Annotated in this window: 21 protein-coding genes, 1 tRNA gene, 1 pseudogene and 1 riboswitch; of the genes and pseudogenes, 12 read left to right on the top strand and 11 right to left on the bottom strand. The window is 69.9% G+C overall.

All coding sequences use genetic code 11. The features are described from left to right. Nucleotides 1-20 precede the first annotated feature (20 nt). A complete protein-coding gene (rdgB, locus tag ACIRU3_RS03805) occupies nt 21-623 on the top strand; it encodes an RdgB/HAM1 family non-canonical purine NTP pyrophosphatase (RefSeq protein WP_404050869.1) in 603 nt (200 codons plus the stop codon). Nucleotides 624-663: 40 nt separating this feature from the next. Here rdgB and ACIRU3_RS03800 read toward each other — a convergent pair. The 4 genes and pseudogenes from ACIRU3_RS03800 to bcp all read right to left on the bottom strand — a co-directional run bounded on the left by ACIRU3_RS03800 (nt 664) and on the right by bcp (nt 2,689). After that, a tRNA-Leu gene (locus ACIRU3_RS03800) sits at nt 664-746 on the bottom strand. A 13-nt stretch (nt 747-759) separates the two neighbouring features. Continuing rightward, a pseudogene (locus tag ACIRU3_RS03795) lies at nt 760-1,432 on the bottom strand (HNH endonuclease). Further along, nucleotides 1,429-2,082: an HNH endonuclease gene (locus tag ACIRU3_RS03790; protein ID WP_404050866.1), complete on the bottom strand. Its 654-nt coding sequence runs from the start codon at nt 2,080-2,082 to the stop codon at nt 1,429-1,431. Before ACIRU3_RS03790 ends, ACIRU3_RS03795 begins: the two are co-directional and overlap by 4 nt. A 139-nt stretch (nt 2,083-2,221) precedes the next feature. After that, complete coding sequence (gene bcp, locus ACIRU3_RS03785; RefSeq protein WP_404050863.1) at nt 2,222-2,689, bottom strand: thioredoxin-dependent thiol peroxidase; 468 nt, start codon at nt 2,687-2,689, stop codon at nt 2,222-2,224. A 92-nt stretch (nt 2,690-2,781) separates the two neighbouring features. Here bcp and ACIRU3_RS03780 point away from each other — a divergent pair, with 92 nt between their 5' ends. The 3 genes from ACIRU3_RS03780 to ACIRU3_RS03770 all read left to right on the top strand — a co-directional run bounded on the left by ACIRU3_RS03780 (nt 2,782) and on the right by ACIRU3_RS03770 (nt 4,013). Continuing rightward, complete coding sequence (locus ACIRU3_RS03780; RefSeq protein WP_404050861.1) at nt 2,782-3,111, top strand: DUF3618 domain-containing protein; 330 nt, start codon at nt 2,782-2,784, stop codon at nt 3,109-3,111. Between the two features lie 65 nt (nt 3,112-3,176). Then, entirely contained in the window at nt 3,177-3,536 is a 360-nt protein-coding gene (locus ACIRU3_RS03775) for a GroES family chaperonin (RefSeq protein WP_404050858.1), read from the top strand. Between the two features lie 48 nt (nt 3,537-3,584). Next, nucleotides 3,585-3,655: riboswitch (guanidine-III (ykkC-III) riboswitch) on the top strand. Between the two features lie 37 nt (nt 3,656-3,692). After that, a complete protein-coding gene (locus ACIRU3_RS03770; RefSeq protein WP_404050855.1) occupies nt 3,693-4,013 on the top strand; it encodes a DMT family transporter in 321 nt (106 codons plus the stop codon). Nucleotides 4,014-4,028: 15 nt separating this feature from the next. Here the strand turns inward: ACIRU3_RS03770 and ACIRU3_RS03765 are convergent, their stop codons facing one another. Beyond that, nucleotides 4,029-6,518: a transglycosylase domain-containing protein gene (locus tag ACIRU3_RS03765; RefSeq protein WP_404051884.1), complete on the bottom strand. Its 2,490-nt coding sequence runs from the start codon at nt 6,516-6,518 to the stop codon at nt 4,029-4,031. An 864-nt stretch (nt 6,519-7,382) separates the two neighbouring features. On the opposite strand from ACIRU3_RS03765, the gene ACIRU3_RS03760 reads away from it, so the two are divergent. From ACIRU3_RS03760 to ACIRU3_RS03740, 5 genes are all read left to right on the top strand, one after another. Further along, nucleotides 7,383-7,799, top strand: coding sequence for a hypothetical protein (locus ACIRU3_RS03760; RefSeq protein WP_404050852.1), 417 nt, complete (start codon nt 7,383-7,385; stop codon nt 7,797-7,799). Nucleotides 7,800-7,929: 130 nt separating this feature from the next. Then, nucleotides 7,930-8,730: an ABC transporter permease gene (locus ACIRU3_RS03755; RefSeq protein ID WP_404050851.1), complete on the top strand. Its 801-nt coding sequence runs from the start codon at nt 7,930-7,932 to the stop codon at nt 8,728-8,730. 49 nt (nt 8,731-8,779) lie between these two features. Then, a complete protein-coding gene (locus tag ACIRU3_RS03750; protein WP_404051881.1) occupies nt 8,780-9,544 on the top strand; it encodes an ABC transporter permease in 765 nt (254 codons plus the stop codon). A gap of 3 nt (nt 9,545-9,547) precedes the next feature. After that, nucleotides 9,548-10,516: an ATP-binding cassette domain-containing protein gene (locus ACIRU3_RS03745; RefSeq protein WP_404050848.1), complete on the top strand. Its 969-nt coding sequence runs from the start codon at nt 9,548-9,550 to the stop codon at nt 10,514-10,516. A gap of 9 nt (nt 10,517-10,525) precedes the next feature. Further along, entirely contained in the window at nt 10,526-11,278 is a 753-nt protein-coding gene (locus tag ACIRU3_RS03740) for a DUF1707 domain-containing protein (protein WP_404050846.1), read from the top strand. A 28-nt stretch (nt 11,279-11,306) separates the two neighbouring features. Here ACIRU3_RS03740 and ACIRU3_RS03735 read toward each other — a convergent pair whose 3' ends face one another. The 3 genes from ACIRU3_RS03735 to ACIRU3_RS03725 form a co-directional block, all read right to left on the bottom strand. After that, nucleotides 11,307-11,708, bottom strand: a complete 402-nt coding sequence (locus ACIRU3_RS03735; protein WP_404050844.1) for a hypothetical protein — start codon at nt 11,706-11,708, stop codon at nt 11,307-11,309. Nucleotides 11,709-11,833: 125 nt separating this feature from the next. After that, nucleotides 11,834-12,571: a ribonuclease PH gene (rph, locus tag ACIRU3_RS03730; protein WP_404050841.1), complete on the bottom strand. Its 738-nt coding sequence runs from the start codon at nt 12,569-12,571 to the stop codon at nt 11,834-11,836. Nucleotides 12,572-12,648: 77 nt separating this feature from the next. Then, a complete protein-coding gene (locus ACIRU3_RS03725) occupies nt 12,649-12,882 on the bottom strand; it encodes a glucose PTS transporter subunit EIIB (RefSeq protein ID WP_393738207.1) in 234 nt (77 codons plus the stop codon). 188 nt (nt 12,883-13,070) lie between these two features. Here ACIRU3_RS03725 and ACIRU3_RS03720 point away from each other — a divergent pair, with 188 nt between their 5' ends. Both ACIRU3_RS03720 and ACIRU3_RS03715 read left to right on the top strand, forming a co-directional pair. Beyond that, entirely contained in the window at nt 13,071-14,360 is a 1,290-nt protein-coding gene (locus ACIRU3_RS03720; protein WP_404050839.1) for a PTS transporter subunit EIIC, read from the top strand. A gap of 129 nt (nt 14,361-14,489) precedes the next feature. Further along, nucleotides 14,490-15,743, top strand: coding sequence for a PTS transporter subunit EIIC (locus ACIRU3_RS03715; protein ID WP_404050837.1), 1,254 nt, complete (start codon nt 14,490-14,492; stop codon nt 15,741-15,743). 68 nt (nt 15,744-15,811) lie between these two features. Here the strand turns inward: ACIRU3_RS03715 and ACIRU3_RS03710 are convergent, their stop codons facing one another. Further along, on the bottom strand, nt 15,812-16,564 hold the full coding sequence (locus ACIRU3_RS03710; protein ID WP_404050835.1) for an MBL fold metallo-hydrolase: 753 nt from the start codon (nt 16,562-16,564) through the stop codon (nt 15,812-15,814). 239 nt (nt 16,565-16,803) lie between these two features. Here ACIRU3_RS03710 and ACIRU3_RS03705 point away from each other — a divergent pair, with 239 nt between their 5' ends. Continuing rightward, nucleotides 16,804-17,256: a type II toxin-antitoxin system PemK/MazF family toxin gene (locus ACIRU3_RS03705; protein WP_404050832.1), complete on the top strand. Its 453-nt coding sequence runs from the start codon at nt 16,804-16,806 to the stop codon at nt 17,254-17,256. A gap of 132 nt (nt 17,257-17,388) precedes the next feature. Here the strand turns inward: ACIRU3_RS03705 and ACIRU3_RS03700 are convergent, their stop codons facing one another. Both ACIRU3_RS03700 and ACIRU3_RS03695 read right to left on the bottom strand, forming a co-directional pair. Then, nucleotides 17,389-17,841 (bottom strand): hypothetical protein, encoded by a 453-nt coding sequence (locus ACIRU3_RS03700; protein WP_404050829.1) that lies wholly within the window; start codon nt 17,839-17,841, stop codon nt 17,389-17,391. Between the two features lie 121 nt (nt 17,842-17,962). Next, a complete protein-coding gene (locus ACIRU3_RS03695; RefSeq protein WP_404050826.1) occupies nt 17,963-20,032 on the bottom strand; it encodes a putative Ig domain-containing protein in 2,070 nt (689 codons plus the stop codon). Between the last annotated feature and the right edge of the window lie 65 nt (nt 20,033-20,097).

The raw sequence follows: 20,097 nt of genomic DNA, 5'->3' as shown, positions 1-20,097 counted from the left end.
CGCCAGGAATACTGACCCCCATGACCCGCCTGATCCTCGCCACCCGCAACGCCGGAAAGATCACCGAACTGAGGGCCATCCTCGCCGAAGCAGAACTGCCCCACGAACTGATCGGCGCCGACGCCTACCCCGACATCCCCGACGTCAAGGAAACCGGCGTCACCTTCGCCGAGAACGCACTCCTCAAGGCCCACGCCCTCGCCCGGGCCACCGGCCTGCCCGCCGTCGCCGACGACTCCGGCCTCTGCGTCGACGTCCTGGGCGGCGCCCCCGGCATCTTCTCCGCCCGCTGGGCCGGCCGCCACGGCGACGACACAGCCAACCTCGACCTCCTCCTCGCCCAGCTCTCCGACATCGCCGAGGAACACCGCGGCGCCCACTTCGCCTGCGCGGCGGCGCTCGCCCTGCCGGACGGCACGGAGCGGGTGGTCGAGGGACAGCTGCGGGGTGTCCTGCGGCACGCTCCGTCGGGCGCGAACGGCTTCGGCTACGACCCGATCCTGCAGCCGGAGGACGAGACGCGGACGTGCGCGGAGCTGAGCCCGGAGGAGAAGAACGCGATCAGCCATCGGGGGAAGGCGTTCCGGGGGTTGGTGCCGGTTGTGCGGGAGTTGTTGGGCTGACACAGGGGAGGGGCCGTCGTAGCGACGGCCCCTCTGGGCGTGCGGCCGATGGGAGTCGAACCCACATGGGCAAATGCCCCGAGGCACCTAAAACCTCTGCTTATACCATTCAGCAACGGCCGCGTGCCCGCCCATGCTACCGGGGATGCGGGCGCCTCCCACCCCTGCACCACGTACTGGTGGTCGCGTGACAGTTGGGGCACAACAGCCGGAGATTCTCGCGCCGGTCGTCGCTCCAGTCCCTGTTGACGTGATCGACCTCCAGCGTCATGGACCTGCCGAGCCACTCAGGGCCGATACCGCACTCGGCGCACGCCTCCAGCACGCCGACCTCGCGCAGCGCACGGCGGAGCAGGTGGGTCCGCGTCCGGCGGCTGCCGTCATGCCGGATCAGGATGTCCGCAGCGCGCCTGACGGGCACGAAGCCGGGACGGCCTCGCCGATGCGCCTGCCCCAAGAAGTGGGACGTGTCGAGATCATCCTCCGTCACCCAGTGGCTGAAGCAGGGTGCGCAGCCTGTTGTTGTAGGGCTCCATTCCAAGGGCACGCAGGGCCTCCGCGATGGAAGTCGCTCCCTCCACTGCACGGCGCAGCACATCGGCGGCTGGTTTGGCAGGTGCCGCACCCGCTCGCTTCTCCCGCGACAGGTGGGAGACGTCGATCCCGAAGTGGTCGAAGCGCCGGAAGAGATGGCGCCGAAGGTTGCCATAAGGCTTGGTACCGAAGAAGGCGATGACCTCGTCGATGTTCGAACACTGAGCGGCGGCTTCGGCCAGTCGCTCGCGCGTGTACTGCAGGCGGCCACTCATGCCGCCCCGTCCTTGGGGCGCCCTTTGCCGCGTCCTCGGTAATTGTCCGTCACCGAGTGGCAGTTGGGGCACAGCAGGCGCAGGTTCTCAGTGCGGCTGTCCCGCCAGTTACCGTCGACGTGATCGACCTCCAGCGGGAGCGGCCTGCCTCGCCAGACCGCCTCCGTGCCGCAGAGGGCGCAGCGCTCAGGGACCCCCATGGCCGTCATCGCCCACCTGAGCCTGTCACTCGGGATGCGTCGGGCGTGTCCGCTCGGCTGCTGGACGAGCAGGCCGTCTGGCGTTCGGGGGCGCCAGGGCTTCCCGCGCCGCGTCGGCACCTGGAAGTGCGACGTATCGATCCCGCATGCCTTGATCCGGCGGCTGATGTGCGTGTGATGCCCGCCGACGACCTCCAACCCGAGCCGACGCAGTACCTCACACATGTTCGTGGAGCCAGCCACCGCCTGTTCAAGAACCTCCCTCGTCCACTTCACCCCCTCCCTCTCGAAGTGCGACACATCCACCCCCAGCTTCTTCATCCGCCCGAGCACATACCGCCGGGTCGCACTCCTCGGATCCACCCCCAGCCTCTCCAACGCCTCCGACAGCGTCCGCGCCCCGCGAGCCGCCTCCTCCAGCCGGTCCCTGGTGTACGCACTGGCCCCCATCGAGCCCCCTTCGTCTCCGGCCGCGTGTTCGCAGCCCGTACGGAGTAACGAACCGTTTATCGGACGGTCACGCCCGGAATGCGAAACGGCCCGCACCAGGTCGTCCGGTGCGGGCCGCCAGTGGCGGAGAGGGGGTTTCTCAGATCCCGAGGTCCTTGATGATCTTGGCTACGTGACCGGTCGCGCGGACGTTGTACAGGGCCCGTTCGACCTTGCCCTCCTCGTCCACGATGACCGTGGAGCGGATGACGCCCATGTACGTCTTGCCGTAGTTCTTCTTCTCGCCGAAGGCGCCGTAGGCGTCGAGGACCTTCTTGTCGGGGTCGGCGAGCAGGGTGATCTTCAAGGACTCCTGTTCGCGGAACTTCGCCAGCTTCTCGGGCTTGTCCGGGGAGATGCCGATGACGTCGTAGCCTGCGCCGGCGAGGAGGGAGAGGTTGTCGGTGAAGTCGCAGGCCTGCTTGGTGCAGCCTGGGGTGAGGGCCGCGGGGTAGAAGTAGACGATGGTCCTGCGGCCCTTGTGGTCCGACAAGGACACCTCGTTGCCGTCGGCGTCGGGGAGGGTGAAGGCGGGGGCCACGTCGCCGGGCTGGAGTCGCTCGCTCATCGGTCCAGCGTAACGGGGGGCGTTGCGGCGCGGTGGGGGCTGGAGCTGACAGACTGTCCGGGACAGCATCAGGAGACTTCGGAGGCCGTACGGTGGCGGACACGTCGGACACCAGAACCCCGGCGCAGATCGAGGCGGACATCAAGCGCCGTCGTGACGTGCTGGCCGAGACGCTCGACGAGATCGGGGTGCGGGTGCATCCGAAAACGATCGTCGGGGATGCCAAGGCCAAGGTCGTCGCCAATATCGATCACACGGTTGGGCGGGCTTATGTCCAGGTCAATCGGGTGGTGAGTGAGGTGCGGGGGCAGTTTGTGGACAAGGAGGGCGCGCCGAGGCTGGAGCGGGTCGTGCCGGTCGCCCTTGTTGTGGTGGGGGTTGTGGGGCTGGTCGCGGTGGGCTCGCGGCGGCGTCGGGGCTGACTCGGGGTGTGGCGAGCGGTTGCCCGGGGTCGTACGGGCCGGTCTGGGGCAGGTAGGTTCGAGGCGTGAGCGCCAACAGAAACGAGCACAGCAACCCTCATCACGACAAGCTGCCCATCCGGATGCTGCACGATCGGGTTCTCGTGCGGACGGAGACCGGTGAGGGCGAGCGGCGGTCGGGGGGCGGCATCCTGATTCCCGCGACCGCGGCGGTCGGACGGCGGCTGGCCTGGGCCGAGGTCGTCGCGGTGGGGCAGAACGTACGGACCGTGGAGACGGGCGACCGTGTCCTGTTCGATCCGGAGGACCGGGCCGAGGTCGAGGTGCGGGGTGTGGCGTATGTGCTCATGCGGGAGCGGGATCTGCATGCGGTGGCCGCGGACCGGTTCGAGGGGACAGAGGATTCCACCGGCCTCTATCTGTGATTCAGTGGCGTGAAGGGGCTGGTGACTGCGGTCACCGGCCCCTTTTTTTGGTTTTTTGCTATGTTCGAAGGAGCCCGACGAGACGCGCCGTACCGGGATGCAGGCAAAGACGACGCACCGGAAGAGAGTCGTCGTTCGTCTCGGAGGTGTGTTGTCGTGGCCTGGGTGCTGCTTGTCGTGGCCGGTCTGCTCGAGGTGGGCTGGTCGATCGGGATGAAGTACACCGACGGGTTCACTCGGCTGGTGCCGAGTCTGTTCACCGGTGCGGGGATCGTGGCGAGCATGGTGCTGTTGTCGTACGCCGCCAGGTCGCTGCCCATCGGTACCGCCTATGGCGTGTGGGTGGGGATCGGTGCGGCCGGGGCGGCGGTGCTCGGCATGGTGGTGCTGGGTGAGCCGGTCACCGCCGCCCGGATCTTCTTCGTCTGTTTGCTGCTGGTCGCCGTGGTGGGGCTGAAGGCGACCGGCGGTCACTGACGGTTTCCGGTGTTCCTAGGGTTGGCCTGCGGTGACGCCGCCGTCGGTGGTGCCGACGTCTGTTCCGCCGCCGGTGTCGGTCCCTCCTGAGGTGGTTCCGCCGGGGGTGCCGCCGCCGGTTGTCGTGCCGCCGCCGGGTGTTCCGCCGGTGGTGTCGCCGCCCGTGGTGGTGCCGCCGTCGGTGGTGGGCGTTCCGCCGTCCGTGGTGGTGCCGCCGTCGGTGGTGGTGCCGCCGTTGTCCTGGCCGCCGTCGGTCGTGCCGCCGTTGTCCTGGCCGCCGTCGGTGGTGGTGGTGCCCCCGTTGTCCTGGCCGCCGTCGGTCGTGCCGCCGTTGTCCTGGCCGGCGTCGGTGCCGGGCGGGGTGGAGGGCTCGGTGCTGGGGGTCTGGATCACGTCGGCGCCCTCTTGGAGTTCGAGGTCGAAGTCGGTGGCCGTCTCGCCCTTGAGGGCCTTGCGCGTGTACTGCGCCCAGATGTCGGTGGGCGGGCCGCCGCCGTTCATGCGGGGCTGGCCGAGGGCGTTGTACAGCGGCATGTGCTTGGCCGTGACCGGGTCCTGGCCCATGACGGAGACCACGGTGGCGAGGTCGGGGGTGTAGCCGGCGAACCAGGCGGCGGTGTCCTCTTCGGCGGTGCCGGTCTTGCCGGCCGCGGGGCGGCCCGCGGCCTGGGCGCCGGTGGCGGTGCCGTTGTCGACCACGCTCTGCAGGACGGCGGTGGTGGTGTCGGCGGCCTCGCGGCTGACGGCCTGCTTGGTCTGCCGGTCGGGCAGCTTGACCTCTTCGGTGCTGTCCTTGGTGATCTTCTCGATCATCGTGTAGGTGCCGTGCTTGCCGTGGTTGGCCAGGGTGGCGTACGCCTCGGCCATGTCCAGGACGCTGGCGGTGGCGGTACCGAGGGCGATGGACGGGTAGGGCTGGAGGTCCCGGGTGCCTGCGGGGATGCCGAGGTCGACGGCGGTCTCCTTGACCTTGGCGGGGCCGACGTCGACGGCCATCTGTGCGTAGACGGAGTTGACCGACAGGTCGGTGGCCTTGCGGACGGTGATGTCGCCGTACGACTTCTCGTCCTCGTTGGAGGGGGCGTAGGCGCCGCCGCTCCAGCCCTGGACGGGGCGCTTGGTGGTGCCGTCGTAGACCGTGTTCGGGGTGATGGTCTGGCCGTCCTGCGTGGTCGAGCCGTTCTGGACGGCGGAGGTGAACACGAACGGCTTGAAGGTGGAGCCGACCTGGAAGTCACCGCGGGTGGCGCCGTTGGTGTACTGCTTGACGTAGTCGATGCCGCCGTACAGGGCGACGATCTTGCCGGTCTTGGGGTCGACGGAGGCGCCGCCGGCGCGGACGTAGTTGTCGGCCTTGCGGTTCTTCTTGTCCAGCTTGGACATCAGCTGGTCGTCGACGGCCTTGACGAAGGCGTTCTGCTTGTCCTTCTGGAAGGTGGTGGTGATGCGGTAGCCGCCGCCCTCCAGCTGTTCCTTGGTGAGGATGTCGTTCTCGGTCAGGTAGTCCTTGACCGCTTCGACGAGGTAGCCGCGCTGGCCGGACAGGCCGGTGGAGATGGTCTGTTCCTTCGGCATGGGGAATTTCATGCCGGCGCGCTCGGCGTCGGTGAGCCAGCCCTTCTTGACCATGCCGTCCAGGACGTAGTTCCAGCGGGCGACGGCGGCGGCCTTGTTCTCGGGGTGGGCGACGACGTCGTACTCGCTGGGTGCGTTGACGAGGGCGGCGAGGTAGGCGGCGCGGGCCGGGTCGAGGTCGGCGGCGTCCTTGCCGTAGTAGGCCTGGGCGGCGGCCTGGATGCCGTAGGCGTTGCGGCCGAAGTAGCTGGTGTTGAGGTAGCCCTCGAGGATCTCGCCCTTGGACTTGTTGCGGTCCAGCTTGATGGAGATGAAGAACTCCTTGGCCTTGCGGGTGACGGTCTGTTCCTGGGCCAGGTAGTAGTTCTTCACGTATTGCTGGGTGATGGTCGAGCCGGACTGCTTGCCCTTGCCGGTGGCGGTGTTCCAGCCGGCGCGGAGCATGGCTTTGGGGTCGATGGCGGACTCGGTGTAGAAGTCGCGGTCCTCGGCGGCGAGTACGGCGTGCTGGGCGTCCTTGGAGATCTGGGCGAGGGTGACGTTCTCGCGGTTGATCTGGCCGTCGCGGGCGAGCTGGGAGCCGTCGGCGTAGAGGTAGACGTTGCTCTGCTTGGTGGCGAGGGCGTTGGCGGGCGGGATGTTCACGAGGGAGTAGCCGAGGAAGAAGAGCCCGATGATCAGCAGGACGCCGATGACGAAGGTGCCGAGCAGCATGCGCCAGGTGGGGATGATCCGCCGCCAGCCGGTCCGCTTGGGCCGCTTGGGCTTGTTGGCCTTGCCACTGCCGCCGGAGCCGCCCGGGCCGCCGGGGCCGCCGCTGTCGGCGAGGGGGGTGGGGGCCTGGTCGGGGGTGGTGCGTGAGGCGGTGCCGGCCGCGGGGCGGGCCGGTGCCTTGGGGGCGGCGGCTGCCGCGGGGGCGGCGCTTGCCATGGCGGCCCGGGCGGCACCGCTTGCCGCGGCGGCCTGGGCCGATGGTGCGCCGCCGCCGGCCATGGCTGCGCCGGCCGCGGCGGCGGCCTTGCCGGGCCGGTTCGCCTGGGTCGGTTCGCCCTGCCGGGGGGCCGTGACACGCCTCAGGACCTGGGTGCTCTCGGGTGCCGGGGAGGCGGCGGCCGGCGTGCCGGTCTCGGTGGTCCGGTTCTCCTGGGCCGCGGGGGTGTCCTGGGGTGCCCGGGGTGCGTTGACGCGCCTCAGGACCTGGGTGCTGTCGGCTGCGGTGGGCTGCGCGGAGTCGTGCGACGTGTCGGCCGCCCGGGGCCGCGCGGACTGCTGGGGCACTCCGGGGCGCTGCGCCGCCCGGGACTGCTCGGCCTGCTTCTGGGACGGGTCGGACGTCGCCGGCGTCTGCCCGGGGCGGGGAGACCCTGCGGCCCCCTGGGGCCTGTCGGCTGTCTGGGGCTTCTGGAACTCCTGGGTCTGCTCGGAGTCCTGAGGCCTCTCGGATGCCTGGGACTTTCCGGGCTGACGGGACTCGGCAGGCCGCTGGGGCTCCGAGGGCGTCTGAGACTGCTGGGACCGCTGAGGCTTCTGGGATCCTTCGGGCGTCGGGCCTGCGTCGACGGCCCGGCCCTCGGTTCCGGTCCGGCCCGCTCGGCCGGCCTGGGCGGCCGCGGCCGCCCGGCGAGCCCGCGCCGCCTGGTCCGCACCGGGCAGCGACCGGCCGCCGGACGTGGTGTCCGCCCCGGCCGTCGCGCCCGTCCGTCCGTCAGCACCCTGAGCACTCGGAGTGTCCTGAGCCGGGCGATCGGCCGAGCCCGCCCGGTCGCGGTCCTGACCCAGCCGGTCCTGGGCGCCTTGGCCCTGTTCCTGGCCCTGACCCTGACCCTGATCAGCCCCCTGCCGGGCCGGCGGCCGGCCGGCCGAACCGTCCTGGTCCCGGCCGCTCCGACCGGCCGGGCTCTGCCCGTCCCGGCCCTGAGTCTCCCGGTCCTTCCCCTGACCAGCCCGCACGCGTTCCTGACCCTCCCGGCCCCCACGACCGCTCATGGCATCGGCACCGCTGCCGGGTGCCTCGGAGACCCGCTCCTCGCTGTCGCGGGTACGGGCACCCGGCTCTCCGGGCCCTTCAGCCGGCAGCGGTTCTCCCGGTGCCCCGCCCCTGCTCTGCTGCTGCGGCTGCGGCTGCGGCTCGTCGCTCATGTCGTGCACGGACTCCTGTTTCGCGTCGTACGTTTCCCGTACGCCTCGTACGCTTCTGCGCCCCCTGTTTGAAGACTCTCGCACCAGGCGTTCCGTTCCCTGATTCCGGCACGCTTCGGGGCGAAAATGCGTGGCCGGCCACCGAGCCTCCGGACTAGGCTCCTGCGCTTCGGTGTCGAGCGGTCCAGGGAGGTCGACTGCTGTGGGCGCGGGACGGTTGTACGGGGCCGTCGCGGCGGGTGGATTCAGACGGTACGCGACGTATCGGGCGGCGACGGCGGCAGGGGTGTTCACCAACACGGCCTTCGGGCTGATTCTCGTGTACACGTATCGCGCGCTGTGGGACGAGAAGCCGCACCTCGGAGGCTATGACCAGGCGCAGGTCGGGACGTATGTGTGGCTGGGACAGGCCCTCCTTTCGACCCTCGCGATCGGTGGTGGGGGTGTCGAGGACGAGTTGATGGAACGCATCCGTACGGGGGATGTGGCGATCGACCTGTACCGGCCGGTGGATCTGCAGGTGTGGTGGCTTGCCGCCGATCTCGGCCGGGCGTTCTTCCAGCTGCTGGGGCGGGGGCTGGTGCCGTTCGTGTTCGGCGCGCTCTGCTTTGAGGTGTACCTGCCCACAGATGTCGGCACCTGGGTGGCCTTCCTGGTCGCCGTGCTGCTGGCGATGCTGGTCGGCTTCGGGATCCGTTTCCTGGTGGCGCTGAGTGCGTTCTGGCTGCTGGACGGCACGGGCGTGGCGCAGATGGCGTGGCTGCTCGGGTATTTCTGCTCGGGGATGCTGCTGCCGCTGAACGTCTTCCCGGGGGTGCTCGGGGAGGTCGTACGGGCCCTGCCGTGGTCGTCGCTGCTGCAGGCGCCGGCGGATGTGCTGCTGGGGCATGCGGATCCGCTGGGCACCTATCTGTTCCAGGGGGCGTGGGCGGTGGCGCTGCTGGGTGCGGGCCGGCTGGTGCAGTCGGTGGCGACGCGGCGGGTGGTGGTCCAGGGTGGGTGAGGGCAGCCGGGTGGCGGAGGGTGCGCGGGCCTATCGGCTGGTCGCGGGGATGTGGGTGCGGTCCACGATGGCTTATCGCGCCTCCTTCGTGATGACCACGTTCGGGAACTTCACGGCGACGTTCTTCGACTTCGTCGCGATCATGCTGATGTTCTCGCGGGTGGATGCGCTGGGTGGATATGCGCTCCCGGAGGTGGCGTTCCTGTACGGGCTGTCGGCGGTGTCCTTCGGGCTGGCCGATCTGGTGCTCGGGTCGATGGACCGGCTGGGGCGGCGGGTGCGGGACGGCACGCTGGACTCGCTGCTGGTGCGGCCGGCGCCGGTGCTGGCGCAGGTGGCGGCCGACCGGTTCGCGCTGCGCCGGCTGGGGCGGGTGACGCAGGGGTCGCTGGTGCTGGGCTGGTCGCTGACCCGGGTGGACATCGACTGGACGGCGGCGAAGCTGCTGCTGATGCCGGTGACGGTGCTGAGCGGGTTCGGGATCTTCTGCGCGGTGTTCGTGGCGGGGGCGGCGTTCCAGTTCGTGGCGCAGGACGCCTCGGAGGTGCAGAACGCCTTCACGTACGGCGGTACGACGCTGTTGCAGTATCCGCCGACGGTGTTCGCGAAGGAGCTGGTGCGCGGGGTGACGTTCGTGCTGCCGCTGGCCTTCGTCAACTGGCTGCCGGCCACGTATGTGCTGGGGCGGCCGTATCCGCTGGGTCTGCCGGAGTGGGTGGCGTTCGCGTCGCCGCTGGTGGCGGCGGCCTGCTGTGCGCTGGCGGGGCTGGCCTGGCGGGCGGGACTTCGTTCGTATCGGAGCACAGGGAGCTAGCGGGTGCGGGACGGCGACTTCATCTCACTGGAGCAGGTCGAGAAGGTCTTCGAGGTGCGCAAGAAGGCGGGGTTTCTGAAGCGGGAGCGGCGGCAGGTGCGGGCGGTTGACTCGATCTCCTTCGCCGTCGCGCGCGGTGAGATGGTCGGCTACATCGGTCCGAACGGTGCCGGGAAGTCGACCACGATCAAGATGCTGACCGGCATCCTGACGCCGAGCGCGGGCCGGGTGCGGGTGGCGGGGATCGATCCGTCGCGGGAACGGACGCGGCTGGCGCACCGGATCGGGGTGGTGTTCGGGCAGCGGACGACGTTGTGGTGGGATCTGCCGCTGATCGATTCCTACCGGCTGGCGCACCGTATGTACCGGATCCCGGACGCCCGTTACCGGGAGAACCTGGACCGGTGTGTGGAACTCCTGGAGCTGGGCGATCTGCTGGACGTGCCGGTGCGGCAGCTCTCGCTGGGGCAGCGGATGCGCGGGGACATCGCGGCGGCCCTGCTGCACGATCCGGAGGTGCTGTACCTGGACGAGCCGACGATCGGTCTCGATGTGGTGTCCAAGGCCAAGGTGCGGGGTTTTCTGAAGGAGTTGAACGTCGAGCGCGGGACGACGGTGCTGCTGACGACGCACGATCTGCAGGACATCGAGCAGTTGTGCTCGCGGGTGATGGTGATCGACCACGGGCGGCTGATGTACGACGGTCCGCTGGCCGGACTGCACGAGGCCGGGGAGGGCGAGCGGACGCTGGTGGTGGACCTGGAGCGGGAGCTGCCGCCGATCGATGTGCCGTCCTGCCGGGTGGTGCGGGTGGAGGGGCCGCGGCAGTGGCTGGCGTTCCCGGCGGGGCAGTCGGCGGCGCCGCTCGTGGCGTCGGTCGCGGCCGCGTATCCGTTGGTGGACCTGTCGGTGCGGGAGCCGGACATCGAGGCTGTCATCGCGAAGATGTACGCCGAGAAGGCGGTCTCGTAGGCTTCTGCCATGACCGACGACGCAGTGCCGGAACTCCGCGCATCCGACGCCGACCGTGAGCGGGTCGCCGAGGTCCTGCGGGACGCCCTGGCCGAGGGGCGCCTGGACATGGAGGAGTTCGAGGAGCGGCTGGAGGCGACGTACAAGGCGCGTACGTACGCCGAGTTGACGCCGATCACCCGAGACCTTCCGACGGGCGGGGCCATGGCGCCCGTCCCGGTCTCCTTCACCAAGGAGCCGGTGGAGAGCGGGAGTTGGGCCGGCCGGATCGTCGGCGGCGAGGGGTCGTCCACGGGGGCGGTCGCCGTGCTGTCGGGGTTTCAGCGCAAGGGGCGCTGGACGGTGCCCAAGCGGTTCAACTGCTTCGCCTTCTGGGGCGGTGGCGAGATCGACCTGCGGGAGGCGGACTTCGCGGACCGCGAGGTCGAGATCAACTGTGTGGCGGTCATGGGCGGGGTGCAGGTGATCGTGCCGCCGGGCGTCGAGGTCGTCGTGCGCGGGATCGGTGTGATGGGCGGCTTCGAGCACCCCAGGGGTGACGAGCGGGCCGAGCCCGGTGCGCCGCGGGTGGTCATCGGCGGCTTCGCGTTCTGGGGCGGTGTCGGCGTGGAGCGCAAGGTGACCCGGGCCGAGCGGCAGCGGCTGAAGGAGCAGCGCCGGCAGGAGCGGCTGGAGCGCAGGGAGTCGCGGCACGAGCTGCACCGGGCCCGGCGCGAGGACCGGGCGCAGGGGCGGGGTCGGCGCAGGCACGGGGAGTACTGAGCCTCCCCGGCCGTTCCCTCGGGCGCCGCTACGACGTGCAGACCTTGGTCAGTTCGCCGGCCGCGTCCGTCACCGGGCTGACATTCGGTGTGTTGTCGCCGTTCTTGATGGACGTACGGACGTTGGCGACGGCCTTGTTCAGGTCGTCGACCGCCTTGTTGACGTCGGCGTTGTCGGTCTTGTCGCCGATCTTGTCGAGGTTCTTGTCGATGGAGGCGAGGGCCTCGTCGAGCTGCGTCGGGTCGTTGGAGGCGTTCTCCACGGCCTGCTGGAGGTCGGTGACGCTGTCGGCTATGGCGTCGGCGGTCTGTACGCAGTCCAGGGCCTTGTTCACGGCGTCGCAGCCAGTGGTGAGGCCTGTGGTGAGCGCGGCGGTCGCTATGACGGCGGCAACTGCGGTGATACGGCCTCGGCGTCGGCTGGCGGCCATGGTGGTGTTCCCCTCCCCTGGTGCGGTTGGCAGGGCGCACGGTGTGGGCCGTGCGCCCGTACCCCTAGGGACGCCGGGGAGAGTGCGGGGGTTGCCCTCGCGCCCCCCGTTTTTTGGCGTGCCCTTTACTTTTCGAGGGTGGCGGCCAGGGCGGCCTGCTGGATCGCGGCCAGTTCGGTGCAGCCGGTGACGGCGAGGTCGAGCAGGGCGTTCAGTTCGTCGCGGGCGAAGGGCTCGGCCTCGGCGGTGCCCTGGACCTCGACGAAGCGGCCGTCGCCGGTGCAGACGACGTTCATGTCGGTCTCGGCGCGTACGTCTTCCTCGTAGCAGAGGTCGAGGAGGGGGACCGCGCCGACGATGCCGACCGAGACCGCGCTCACGGTTCCGGTCAGCGGCTGGCGGCCGGCCTTGATCAGCTTCCTGCCCTGGGCCCAGGTGACGGCGTCGGCGAGGGCCACGTAGGCGCCGGTGATGGCTGCGGTGCGGGTGCCGCCGTCGGCCTGGAGGACGTCGCAGTCGAGGACGATGGTGTTCTCGCCGAGCGCCTTGTAGTCGATGACGGCGCGCAGGGAGCGGCCGATGAGCCGGGAGATCTCATGGGTGCGGCCGCCGATCTTGCCCTTGACGGACTCGCGGTCGCCGCGGGTGTTGGTGGCGCGGGGCAGCATGGAGTATTCCGCGGTGACCCAGCCCTCGCCGCTGCCCTTGCGCCAGCGCGGGACTCCTTCGGTGACCGAGGCGGTGCAGAACACCTTGGTGTCGCCGAAGGAGACGAGGACGGAGCCCTCGGCGTGCTTGCTCCAGCCGCGTTCGATGGTGACCGGGCGGAGCTGTTCGGGGGTGCGGCCGTCGATTCGAGACATGCCCACGAGCCTATCCGGAGCGGCGGAAGGGGCTCCTCCCCCGGGGGGAAGAGCCCCTTACAGGTGAACCCGGAGGCTCACATCATGTCTTCGATCTCCGCGGCGATCGGGTCGGCGTCGGTGCCGATGACGACCTGGATGGCGGTGCCCATCTTGACGACACCGTGGGCACCGGCGGCCTTCAGGGCGGCCTCGTCGATCAGCGAGGGGTCGGACACCTCGGTGCGCAGCCGGGTGATGCAGCCCTCGATCTCCTCGATGTTGTCGATGCCGCCGAGGCCGGCGACGATCTTCTCAGCCTTGCTGGCCATGTTCCTTCTCCCTGATCCGAACCGCTTTGTCGCAGTAACCCACAGTTGGCCCAACTTCGCGAGCGGTCATGCCGTGCGTGCCGAATGATGGCGATCACGACAGCGGAACCGTCCGCCAACTGGTCTACACCACCGCAGGGACAGGCACCAAACCCTCGTCCGGGTCGAGCGGTTCAGGGAGGACGCCGATGAGCGCCGAGAGCACGGTCACCCCCGGACGTGCCCGCCGGAACCGGCTGTTCCAGGGCATGCAGAAGATGGGCCGCAGCCTGCAGCTGCCCATCGCGGTCCTGCCGGCCGCGGGCCTCCTGATCGGGCTGTCCCAGCGGGACGTGGTCGGAGCGGGGGGCCTCGGCTGGACGACCGTCGCCAAGGTGATGAAGGGGGCGGGCAGCGCCCTGCTCGACGGCTCGCTCGGGCTTCCGCTGCTGTTCTGTGTGGGCGTCGCGATCGGCATGGCGAAGAAGGCGGACGGCTCGACGGCGCTCGCGGCGGTGGCGGGCTTCCTCGTCTACTACGGCGTGCTGCACCAGTTCCCGCAGGACTGCCCCGCCGGTTCGACGGTGATCCCGGACGTCGGCTGCCAGGTGAAGGAGGGGCCGGCGACGGCCTTCACCTTCCAGAACCCCGGCGTCTTCGGCGGCATCGTGATGGGCCTGATGGCCGCCTTCTTCTGGGCCCGCTTCCACCGCACCAGGCTGGTGGACTGGCTCGGCTTCTTCAACGGCCGCCGGCTCGTGCCGATCATCATGGCGTTCGCCGGGATCCTCTTCGCGGCCCTGTGCCTGTGGATCTGGCCGCCCATCGGCAACGCCCTGGAGAGCTTCAGCCACTGGCTGCGGGACTCCGGCTCCTGGGGCGCGGGCCTCTTCGGCGTCACCAACCGCGCCCTGCTCGTCGTCGGCCTGCACCAGTTCCTGAACGTGCCCATCTGGTTCCAGTTCGGCACCTACATCACGCCCGCCGGAAAGGCCGTGCACGGCGACATCAACATGTTCCTGGAGGGCGATCCGAACGCGGGCCAGTTCACCTCGGGCTTCTTCCCGATCATGATGTTCGCCCTGCCGGCCGCCGCCCTGGCGATCACACACTGCGCCAGACCCGGCCGCCGCAAGGAGGTCGGCGGCCTGATGCTCTCGGTCGCGCTGACCTCGTTCGTGACCGGCATCACCGAACCGCTCGAGTACTCCTTCATGTTCATCGCCCCCTTCCTCTACGCGATCCACGCCGTGCTCACCGGTGCGTCGATGGCGGTGACCTGGGCGCTCGGGGTGCACGACGGTTTCAGCTTCTCGGCGGGCCTGATCGACTACCTCGTCAACTGGCACCTGGCGACGAAACCCTGGCTGATCATCCCGATCGGCCTGTGCTTCGCGGCCGTTTACTACGGCATCTTCCGGTTCGCGATCACCAAGTTCGATCTCAAGACCCCCGGACGCGAGCCCGAGGAGGAGGTCGAGGACGTCACAAAGGTCTGACGACAGGCGACTTGGACCCGTACTGCGCGTAGCGCTTCGACAGCGGATTCGCGGGTTCCTTATACCGCCTTCATCGTGCTACAACAGGTCTACACCAGTGAGTGGTGTAGACCACCCGATGGAGGACGTATGAGCACCGCCACCGCGACAACGGCGGCTCCCGCAAAGAAGCGGGGATCCGGCCTGTTCCAGGGCCTGCAGAAGGTCGGCCGCAGCCTGCAGCTCCCGATCGCCGTGCTGCCGGCGGCGGGCATCATGGTCCGGCTCGGCCAGGATGACATCTTCGGCAAGGACGGCCTGGGCTGGGACAAGGTCGCGACCGTGTTCAACGCGGCCGGCGGTGCCATCACCGGCAGCCTGCCCATCCTGTTCTGCATAGGTGTGGCCATCGGCTTCGCCAAGAAGTCGGACGGCTCCACCGCGCTCGCCGCACTGGTCGGCTTCCTCGTCTACAGCAAGGTGATACAGGCCTTCCCGCTGACCGAGGAGCACATCGAGAAGGGCAACATCGTCGCGGCGACGTACAACGACCCCGGTGTCCTCGGCGGCATCATCATGGGTCTGCTCGCGGCGGTGATGTGGCAGCGGTTCCACCGCACCAGGCTGGTGGACTGGCTCGGCTTCTTCAACGGCCGCCGTCTGGTGCCGATCCTCATGGCCTTCGTCGGCACACTGGTCGGTGTCTTCTTCAGCCTGGTCTGGGAGCCCGTCGGCAAGGGCATCACGCACTTCGGCGAGTGGATGACGGGCCTGGGCGCCGTCGGCTCCGCCCTGTTCGGTCTGGTCAACCGCGGTCTCATCCCGATCGGCATGCACCAGTTCGTGAACACCGTGGCCTGGTTCCAGCTCGGCACCTACAAGGACACGGCGGGTCAGGTCTTCACCGGTGACTACAACCGCTTCCTGCACGGCGACCCGTCCGCCGGAATGTTCATGTCCGGCTTCTTCCCGATCATGATGTTCGGTCTGCCGGCCGCCGCCCTCGCCATCGCGCACTGCGCCCGCCCCGAGCGCCGCAAGGCGGTGATGGGCATGATGATCTCGCTCGCGCTGACCTCGTTCGTCACCGGTGTGACCGAGCCGATCGAGTTCTCCTTCATGTTCATCGCCCCGCTCCTGTACGTCATCCACGCGGTGCTGACGGCCGCGTCCATGGCGATCACCTGGGCCCTGGGCGTCCACGCCGGCTTCAACTTCTCCGCCGGCGCGATCGACTACGTGCTGAACTGGAACCTCGCCACCAAGCCCTGGCTGATCATCCCGATCGGCCTGGTGTTCGCCGCGATCTACTACTCGGTGTTCCGCTTCGCCATCCTCAAGTTCGACCTGAAGACCCCGGGCCGCGAGCCCGAGGAGGAGGTCGAGGATCTCACCAAGGCGTGAGGCCCGCCGCACGGCATGACGAAGGCCCCGGAACCGACCAGGTTCCGGGGCCTTCGTGCGCGTACCGGCTAGATCTCGTACGTGACCCGCGGAGCGGCCAGCTCCACCGGACCCGCGAACACCTCGCGTGCGTCCGCCAGGTTGACCTGCGGATCGGTCCACGGCGGGATATGGGTGAGGACCAGGCGGCGGGCGCCCGCGCGGGCAGCCGACTCGCCCGCCTCACGGCCGTTGAGGTGCAGGTCGGGGATGCTTTCCTTGCCGTGCGTGAAAGCGGCCTCGCACAGGAAGAGGTCCGTGTCCCGGGCCAGCTCGTCCAGCGCCTCGCTGACGCCGGTGTCGCCGGAGTACGTCAGCGACCGCCCGCCGTGCTCGACGCGGATGGCGTACGCCTCCACGGGGTGCCGCATCCGCTCCGTGTGCACGGTGAACGGGCCGATCTCGAACGTGGACGGCTTGACCGTGTGGAAGTCGAAGACCTCGCTCATGGAGGAGGCGGAGGGGGTGTCGGCGTACGCCGTGGTCAGCCGGTGTTCGGTGCCCTCGGGGCCATGGACCGGGATCGGGTCGCAGCGGCCGCCGTCGTGGCGGTAGTAGCGCGCGACGAAGTAGGCGAGCATGTCGATGCAGTGATCGGCGTGCAGATGACTCAGGAAGATCGCGTCGAGGTCGTAGAGACCGCAGTGGCGCTGCAGCTCGCCGAGGGCGCCATTGCCCATGTCGAGCAGCAGCCGGAAGCCGTCGGCCTCTACGAGGTAGCTCGAACAGGCCGATTCCGCGGACGGGAACGACCCCGAGCAGCCGACGACGGTGAGCTTCATGAAGCAGAAACCTCCGTTGGCGGGATACCGATGAGCGGGCGGAGAGAGGGGTCGGGCAGGGGGGCAGACAGGGGTCGTGCGGTTTGTCGAGCGTAAGGCGCAAAAGGGCCGGTCGCTCCTCCGCCAGGGGCCGTTGTGGGCGAACTCACCTGTGGTGTCACCGGTTCGGCTGGACCGGGGGCGCATGAGGCAAGCAAGAGGGCGCGCGATGTCGGGCGCACGCCGGTAACGTCGTCCGTATGGACACGTCCTGGTGGCTGGCGCTCGCGGCGGTGGTGCTGCTCGCGCTGGTCGCCACGCTCGTCGACGGCTGGGGCCGGGGCAGCCGGCCGGGCGGGCGCCGGCTGCGGCCGCCCGGGCGCCGGGAACGGACGCTGACGGCACGTCCGCACCCGGGGGACATCTGGTGGGCGAACGTGCCCTACGAGGACCGGCCCGAGGTCAAGGACCGCCCCTGTCTGGTGCTGGCCGTGCGCGGCAACCGGGCCACGGTCGCGAAGATCACCAGCAAGTACCACGACGAGCGGGCCGGGGTGATCCCGCTGCCGCCCGGCTCGGTCGGGGACGCCCACGGCCGGCCCAGCTTCCTGCAGACCGACGAGCTGCGCGAGGTGCCGGTCTGGGACTTCCGGCGCCGGGTGGGCGTGGTCGACCCGGTCCTGTGGGACCAGGTACGGCATCTCGCCGGCTAGTGCCGCGGCGCATGGTGCGGTGCATCGCAAGGCGGAGCATCACCCGCGTCCTGGACGTACTCGGGTGATGCGACAACGCGGCGAGGTGCCGTGCCGGGCGTCGCGGACCCGGGGTGATCCGAACGACGCCCCCTAGCTCACGGTCACGGTGACCTTCCACTCCTGGATGCCCTTGCAGGAGACCTGGCCGGGGGCGGTGGGCTCGGCGCACAGGGGGCGGGAGGACGTCAGCTCGGTCTTTCCGGACGTCACCGCCCGGTAGGCGGCCGTGGCGTCGCCCGGCTGGATGACGAAACCGGAGTTGATCGCCTCCAGGGCGCTGCCGTTCGCCGCGACCGCCTTCCAGGGGCGGCTCCGGGTGCCGTCGAGGGTGAGCCGCAGCTCGTCGCCCTTGGTCAGGCAGACGGTGCGGCCGTTGTCGGCGGCGGTCAGTTCCGCGTGGGTGACGCAGCCGCCGGGCTTCGTGGCGGATGCCGACGGTGAGACCTTGCCGTTGTCGCTGCCGCTGTCCCCGCCGCTCCGGGAGCCGCAGCCCGCGAGGAGCAACGCTGCCGCCGCGAGTGCGATGGGCGTCGTACGGCGCATGGTGTCCGCCTTTCTGCCGTGGCCGGCCGACCGGCCTCTTGGTACAGATGTGACGTACCACCGGCGCGGACGGATCCCGCACGCGCAGCACTTCCGCGTGCGGGACCGGGGGCCGTACGGCTCAGCTGGTCGTCAGGGCGGTGTCGTCCACGACGAAGCTGGTCTGCAGCGAGGAGTCCTCCACTCCGCTGAACTTCAGGGTGACCGTCTGCCCCGCGAACGAGGACAGGTCGAAGGTCTTCTGCGCGTACCCGGAGGCGTTGACGTTCGAGTACGTCGCCAGGGTGGTCGAACCGGCGGTCACGGTCAGCTTGTCGTACGCGGTGCTGCCGGACTCGGCGGTGTCGATGTGCAGGTAGAAGGTGTAGCTGGCCTTGCAGCCCGACGGGATGGTCACCGACTGGGACAGGGTGTCGGTGTGCGAGGAGCCGTACCCGTCGAGCCAGGCCTTGTAGGAGCCGCCGTGCGCGGCCTCACCGGAGTCGGTGGTGATGACACCGCTGCTGGCGCTCCAGGTGGTGTTGCCCGACTCGAAGCCCGCGTTGCCGAGCAGCTGGGCCGAGGTGCAGGTGCCGCCCCCGCCGGAGCCGACCGTCCAGGTGAAGGAGGCCGAGCCGGAGGCGCCGGTGGAGTCGGTCGCGGTGACGGTGACCTGGTAGGTGCCGGCGGTGGAGGCCGTGCCGGAGATCAGGCCGGAGGAGCTGTTGATCGACAGGCCGGCCGGCAGACCGGAGGCGCTGTAGGTCAGGGTCGCGCCCGCGCTGTCGGTGGCGTGGATCTGCAGGCCGGCCGAACCGCCGGTGGCGGTGGACTGGCTGCCCGGGTTGGTGACGGTCACCGTGTTGCCGCTGCTGGTGCCGGCGGTGAAGGCGGTGGTGCCGTTCGGGGTGCCCCAGCCGGTCGGGCCGTCGTAGCCGGTGCGGGCGGTGCAGAAGTACGAGGTGGTGCAGGAGCCGTTGTTGCCGCTGGTCACGTCGTACAGGTTGCTCGTGTGGGTGTACGGGTACTTCGCCGGGTAGTCGCCGGAGCCCGGGGTGCCCGCGAGTGCGTAGACGCCGGCGATGATCGGGGCGGAGGCGCTGGTGCCGCCGTAGACCGCCCAGCCGGAGCCGCCGTAGGTGTCGTAGACCGCCACGCCGGTGGCCGGGTCGGCGACCGCGGAGACGTCGGCCTCCATGCGCTTGGTGCAGCCGGTGTCGGTCTGCCAGGCGGGCTTCGGGTCGTAGGCGGAGCAGCCGGAGCCGGTGCCCTCGGTGGAGCTGGTCTTCCACACCGACTCGCTCCAGCCGCGGGAGCCGGAGGAGGTGGTGAGCGCGGTGCCGCCGACGGCGGTCACGTACTGGGAGGTCGCCGGGTACTCGGCGCCGTAGGCCTCGTCACCGGAGGAGACGGTGATCGCGACGCCCGGGTGCTTGAAGTACTGGGTGTCCTCGCTGGTCTGGGAGGAGTCCTCGGAGCCGCCCCAGCTGTTGGAGACGAACTTGGCGCCGAGCGAGACCGCCTCGTTCTCGGCGATGCCGAGGTCGGTGTCGTTCGCCGAATTGGCCTCGACCAGGGTGATGTTGCAGTTCGGGCAGACCGCGCTGACCATGTCGATGTCGAGGGCCTCCTCGCCGGCCCAGCCGGTGTCGTTGGAGGGCAGCGAGGTGGTCGAACCGGTCTGGCTGACCTGCTTGAAGCAGCCGTTGGCCTTGGTGCAGGCGGACAGGCCGTAGGTGGAGCGGTAAGTGGCCAGGTCCGACTCGGCGTTGGGGTCGTTGTAGGCGTCGACCACGGCGACCGTCAGGCCGCTGCCGCCCGTCGAGGGCAGGTTGTAGGCGCTGTGCAGGTTGGCCGGGGAGAGGCCTGAGGGCGCGGCCGCGGCGAGCGCCGAGGCGAGCCGCTGCCTGATGTCGGTGCGGCGCTGGGCGAAACAGGACGCGTGGCCCGGCTTCGCGGTGGCGCACAGACGGGTCGTGGGGACCTTCTGTCCGGCCTTGCCGGTGGAGTGGAAGGTCTGGTGCTCCGGGGCGATCAGGGCCTTGGCGTTCTGTGCGGCCCGGGAGATGTGGGGCGCGGGAGCGGCGGCGGCCTGGGCACCGGCCGTGGGTGCCGCCGCCAGTCCGGCGACGGTCAGGGCGAGGGCGGGGAGGGCGACGGAGACGAGTCTTCGCAGACTCCGTCTCCGCCCGCTCGGGCGTGACTCACGCATGGGGTACTGCCTCCATCGGGAAGTGGGGTTTCTCGCACTGGTTGGCAGGCCCGTGACGCGCGTAG

Origin of the sequence: Streptomyces sp. NPDC101151, assembly GCF_044768335.1 — a bacterium.
Lineage (GTDB): Bacteria > Actinomycetota > Actinomycetes > Streptomycetales > Streptomycetaceae > Streptomyces.
Note: the sequence above shows the minus strand (reverse complement) of the source record. Positions and strands in the feature narration are given on the sequence as shown.

Bases quoted from the DNA above. Each gene is read 5' to 3' on its own strand.
- rdgB (WP_404050869.1), top strand. From the start codon at position 21: ATGACCCGCCTGATCCTCGCCACCCGCAACGCCGGAAAGATCACCGAA.
- ACIRU3_RS03790 (WP_404050866.1), bottom strand. From the start codon at position 2,082: ATGGGGGCCAGTGCGTACACCAGGGACCGGCTGGAGGAGGCGGCTCGC.
- bcp (WP_404050863.1), bottom strand. From the start codon at position 2,689: ATGAGCGAGCGACTCCAGCCCGGCGACGTGGCCCCCGCCTTCACCCTC.
- ACIRU3_RS03765 (WP_404051884.1), bottom strand. From the start codon at position 6,518: ATGGCAAGCGCCGCCCCCGCGGCAGCCGCCGCCCCCAAGGCACCGGCC.
- ACIRU3_RS03750 (WP_404051881.1), top strand. From the start codon at position 8,780: ATGTGGGTGCGGTCCACGATGGCTTATCGCGCCTCCTTCGTGATGACC.
- ACIRU3_RS03740 (WP_404050846.1), top strand. From the start codon at position 10,526: ATGACCGACGACGCAGTGCCGGAACTCCGCGCATCCGACGCCGACCGT.
- ACIRU3_RS03735 (WP_404050844.1), bottom strand. From the start codon at position 11,708: ATGGCCGCCAGCCGACGCCGAGGCCGTATCACCGCAGTTGCCGCCGTC.
- rph (WP_404050841.1), bottom strand. From the start codon at position 12,571: ATGTCTCGAATCGACGGCCGCACCCCCGAACAGCTCCGCCCGGTCACC.
- ACIRU3_RS03725 (WP_393738207.1), bottom strand. From the start codon at position 12,882: ATGGCCAGCAAGGCTGAGAAGATCGTCGCCGGCCTCGGCGGCATCGAC.
- ACIRU3_RS03720 (WP_404050839.1), top strand. From the start codon at position 13,071: ATGAGCGCCGAGAGCACGGTCACCCCCGGACGTGCCCGCCGGAACCGG.
- ACIRU3_RS03715 (WP_404050837.1), top strand. From the start codon at position 14,490: ATGAGCACCGCCACCGCGACAACGGCGGCTCCCGCAAAGAAGCGGGGA.
- ACIRU3_RS03710 (WP_404050835.1), bottom strand. From the start codon at position 16,564: ATGAAGCTCACCGTCGTCGGCTGCTCGGGGTCGTTCCCGTCCGCGGAA.
- ACIRU3_RS03705 (WP_404050832.1), top strand. From the start codon at position 16,804: ATGGACACGTCCTGGTGGCTGGCGCTCGCGGCGGTGGTGCTGCTCGCG.
- ACIRU3_RS03700 (WP_404050829.1), bottom strand. From the start codon at position 17,841: ATGCGCCGTACGACGCCCATCGCACTCGCGGCGGCAGCGTTGCTCCTC.
- ACIRU3_RS03695 (WP_404050826.1), bottom strand. From the start codon at position 20,032: ATGCGTGAGTCACGCCCGAGCGGGCGGAGACGGAGTCTGCGAAGACTC.